Source organism: Rhodococcus sp. LB1, assembly GCF_001583455.1.
Taxonomy (GTDB): domain Bacteria; phylum Actinomycetota; class Actinomycetes; order Mycobacteriales; family Mycobacteriaceae; genus Rhodococcus_F; species Rhodococcus_F opacus.
Map to the genome: position 1 here is coordinate 1 of NZ_LTCZ01000162.1, position 2986 is coordinate 2986.

Below are 2986 nucleotides of genomic sequence, written 5' to 3' on the forward strand. Positions count from 1 at the left end.
GTGCCGTCGCCGATCTTCAATGTGTCGGTGCGCTCCTTGATCTTGGTCACGAGTTCGTCGGCGATGTCGCCGACCGCGACCAGGGCGGAGATGGCCATGCAGCGTTCGCCGGCGGAGCCGAAGCCGGCGTTGACCATGGCGTCGGCGGCGAGGTCGAGGTCGGCGTCCGGGAGGACGATGGCGTGGTTCTTCGCCCCACCCAGGGCTTGGACGCGTTTGCCGTGGGCGGTGCCGGTGGCGTAGACGTACTGGGCGATGGGGGTGGAGCCGACGAAGCTGATGGCCTTGACGGCGGGGTGGGTGAGGAGTTCGTCGACGGCGGTCTTGTCGCCTTGGAGGACGTTGAAGACGCCGGCGGGGAGTCCGGCTTCGGCCCAGAGTTCGGCCATCCAGATCGCGGCGGTGGGGTCCTTCTCGGACGGCTTGAGGACGACGGTGTTGCCGGCGGCGATGGCGATGGGGAAGAACCACATCGGGACCATGGCGGGGAAGTTGAACGGTGAGATGATCCCGACCGGGCCGACGGGCTGACGGATCGAATGCACGTCGACATTCGTCGACGCATTCTCGGTCATGCCGCCCTTGAGCAGATGCGCGATACCGCACGCGAATTCGACGACCTCCTGCCCGCGGGACACCTCGCCGAGGGCGTCGGAGACGACCTTGCCGTGCTCGGCGGTGATGATCTCCGCCAACTCGCCCTTGCGGGCGTTGAGCAGTTCCCGGAACTTGAAGATCACCTGGGTGCGCTTGGCGAGGGAGGTGTCGCGCCAGGCGGGGAACGCCGCGGCGGAGGAATCGATCACGGCGCGGGCGTCCTGGACACTGGCCAACGCGACCTGACCGGTGACGGCACCGGTCGCCGGATTCGTCACCGGAGCGGTGTTACCGCTCGTACCCGTGAAACTCTTGTTGTCGAACCAGTGCGGGATGGTCCGGGTCTGCGCTGCGCCATCGCTGTGTGTCATGGGTGTCCTTACCGAGAGAGCCGATACGCGGAAACTCCGCGCGAAGTGCGATGTCTTCACTCTGGTCCGCCGACAAGGCGCTGGAGCCCGACGTTCTGTAAGGAAATACGACTTCTGATTTACACTGTGTAAATGCAGCCCACCATCGTCGACATCCTGGCGCTCCCGGTCGTGCAGGCGGGAACACCCGAGGTGATCGGCGGCGGACCCCTCGACAGGCCGGTGCGTTGGGTGCACGTCAGCGATCTACCCGACTTGTCGAACCTCCTCCAGGGTGGCGAACTCGTCCTCACCACCGGCCAGCCGCTCGCGGACGACTCGTCGAGCGTGGCGTACCTGGAGGGACTGGCCGCGGCGGGCGCAGCCGGACTCGTCGTCGAACTCGGCGTCCACGTCGACACCGTGCCGGAAGGGGTGGCGCGCGCCGCCGACAGACTGTCGTTTCCCGTCATCGCACTGCACCGCCAGATCCGGTTCGTCGAGGTCACCGAGGAAGTGCACCGATCGATCGTCGCGGAGCAGTACGACGAGGTCGCGTTCGCCCGGCACGTGCACGAGGTCTTCACCGACCTGAGCATGAAGCGGGCGTCGCTCGGTGAGATCGTCGACGCCGCGGCCGGCATGCTCGGCGCCCCGATCGTGCTCGAGGACCTCAACCGGCAGGTACTGGCCTTCGCGGCGCAGGGAACCACGGCGGCGGATCTCCTCGCCGAGTGGGAACGTCGGTCGCGGCTGACGCCCGTGTCGCATCAGACCGCGATCGACGGCCCGGAGTCGTGGACGACGACGCCCGTCGGCGCGCATCGGCAGGAGTGGGGACGACTCGTCGCCCCTCGCCCCGTCGCCGCCGAAGGTCGGGCGCGGATGACCCTCGAGCGCGCCGCGCAGGCGCTCGCGCTGAACCGCATGGTCGAGCAGGACCGGACCGCGCTCGAGCAGCAGGCCCAGAGCGGGCTCATCGACGAACTCCGCCGCGGACGCATCCAGGACGAGGCTGAGGCGACGGCGCGCGCCCATGCGCTCGGCCTCCGGCCGGCACTGACCTACCTGCCGATGACGGTCCGGGTCAGCGAAACCGCCAGCGCCGACCAGGTTCTCGCGCAGCGGCGGCGTGTGAACATGCTGGACGCCGTCCGCCACGCTGTCCGGACGTCGCGGCAAACCGCACTCACCGCGAACACCCGCGCCGGACAGATCGACCTGCTCCTGTCGCATCCGCCGGCGTCCACACCCGACGCGCTGTCCGAACTCTGTGCGGCGATCCGTGCCGCGCTCACCCGGCTGGACGGCGTCCTCCATTGCACGATCGGCGTCGGTCCCGAATCGACCCGGCTCCTGGACGCCGCGGGCGGCCTGACGGAATCCGCTCACATCGCCGAGGTCGCGCTGTCGTTGCCACCGGGCGACAAGGTCTTTCACCGAGCGGCCGACATCCGGTTGCGCGGTCTGCTCGCCCTCATCCGGACCGATCCGCGGGTGCAGGCCTTCGCCGAGACCGAACTCCGTGGCCTGCTGGAACATCAGGCGCGACACGGCGGCGACAGTGTCGACGTCCTGCGCAGCTTCCTCGAACTCGGTGGCAACAAGACCGAACTCGCGAAACAGCTCCACCTCTCTCGCCCCACGCTCTACGCGAAACTGGCCACGATCCAGCGACTGCTCGGTGTCGACCTGGACGACGCCGAGTCCCGGACGTCGCTGCACACGGCCATGCTGATCCTGCGGCTCCGCCACCCGTGAGTACTTGTTAACGGCGGGCGGTTAATAAGTACTCACGGGGCGAAGCCACTCTCCGAACATCGTTCGACGACGACCGGCTAAGGGCGCCGGCATTCGAATAGTCGCGAGCCAGTACCTCAATGTTGAGAATTATCTTCACAACTGTTGGCAGGAATAGATGCTTTCTTCACTATTGGCACCTACCAATCGAATTTCCGACAGCACGGAGCTCTCATGAAGATCGGCATCCCCCGCGAGATCAAGAACCACGAATACCGGGTGGCCATCAGCCCCGCCGG

Annotated in this window: 2 protein-coding genes; one reads left to right on the forward strand and one right to left on the reverse strand. The window is 67.1% G+C overall.

What is annotated here, in order from left to right; all coding sequences use genetic code 11:
- On the reverse strand, window positions 1-968 hold a 968-nt coding region (locus tag AZG88_RS22320), incomplete at its 3' end, for an aldehyde dehydrogenase family protein (RefSeq protein ID WP_156517578.1).
- A gap of 132 nt (window positions 969-1100) precedes the next feature.
- Here AZG88_RS22320 and AZG88_RS22325 point away from each other — a divergent pair.
- On the forward strand, window positions 1101-2708 hold the full coding sequence (locus AZG88_RS22325) for a PucR family transcriptional regulator (RefSeq protein WP_005244891.1): 1608 nt from the start codon (window positions 1101-1103) through the stop codon (window positions 2706-2708).
- Window positions 2709-2986 lie beyond the last annotated feature (278 nt).

What these genes read in the sequence shown, in the direction of transcription:
- AZG88_RS22325 (WP_005244891.1), top strand. Translation starts at nt 1,101, where the DNA reads ATGCAGCCCACCATCGTCGACATCCTGGCGCTCCCGGTCGTGCAGGCG.